General features: G+C 58.1%; 1 protein-coding gene. It reads right to left on the minus strand.

From position 1 onward, the window contains the following. Positions 1–32: 32 nt before the first annotated feature. Positions 33–1138 (minus strand): IS3 family transposase gene (locus HDE79_RS21755; protein WP_184605311.1). Its coding sequence is split into 2 segments (ribosomal slippage): positions 33–880 and positions 880–1138, totalling 1107 coding nucleotides; the frame shifts between segments, so codons are not numbered across the junction. Positions 1139–1206: the final 68 nt, after the last annotated feature.

Below are 1206 nucleotides of genomic sequence, written 5' to 3' on the forward strand. Positions count from 1 at the left end.
CGACGTCCCCCCAGCTTCAGTAGCGGTCGGCTCTAGAATCCGGTGGTTACTTTATCGGTTTTGCTCGCGAGTTGTTTCGCGTACTCAGCGGGCGTCATACCACCGAGACTTTTCTTGGGTCGCTCCTCGTTGTATTCGCGTCGCCACGCTTCGATAACGACTTTGGCGTGGGCCATGTTGGTAAACCAATGTTCGTTCAAGCACTCGTCGCGAAGGCGCCCATTGAATGATTCGATGTAAGCGTTTTGATTGGGCTTGCCCGGTTCGATCAAACGCAACGTGACGCCACGCTCATGCGCCCATGTCAGCATCGCGCGGCCGCAGAACTCTTTGCCGTTGTCTGTTCGTATCACCTCAGGCAAACCACGAATCATCCCGATGTGATCGAGAAACCGCGTGAGTGACTGACCACCGATCGCCCGCTCTGGCACGATCCCAACGCACTCGTGCGTCGCATCATCCACAATGGTTAGGCATTTGATGACGCGGCCTTCGGCCGTGCGATCAAACACGAAATCCATCGACCACACCTGGTTGGCTGCGCACGGCCGAACCAACGGTTGCCGTTCTGAGAGCGGGACCTTTTTGCGCTTGCGTCGGCGCACTTGCAGTTGGGCAAGCGCATACAGCCGATCCACGCGCTTGTGGTTGACCCGCAGGCCGGCCTGACGCAACTTCAGATAGATCATGCCCGCGCCGTAGCGGCGATGCCGATGGGCCAAGGCGATGATCCGCTCGCGTAATGACCCATTACGATCCGGTGCCGGTTCATAACGCAGCGCACTCGCACTCATGCCCACGACGCGCAACGCACGACGTTCACTCAATGCGCTGCTCATCATCTGCCGCACCGCCAGCCGTCGTGCCGGCGCGGTCACCACTTTTTTCTCAACACTTCCCGCGTCACTTCAATCTCCAACAGCGACTCGGCCAGCAACTTCTTCAACCGCGCGTTCTCCGTTTCCAGTTCGCGTAGCCGCTTCGCTTCGGGCACGGTCATACCGCCAAATTTGCTGCGCCACAGGTAATAGCTCGCCTCCGAAAAACCATGACGACGGCAGAGGTCTTTCACCGGTAGCCCACTCTCGGCCTCCCGCAGAAAGCCGATGATCTGTTCTTCTGAAAAACGCTTCTTCACGTCCGATCTCCTTGCGTTATGGGATCGGACTCTAAAGCCTCGTGCTACTCAATACCGGGGAGACGTCG

The organism is Rhodanobacter sp. MP1X3, from assembly GCF_014207165.1.
Lineage (GTDB): Bacteria > Pseudomonadota > Gammaproteobacteria > Xanthomonadales > Rhodanobacteraceae > Rhodanobacter.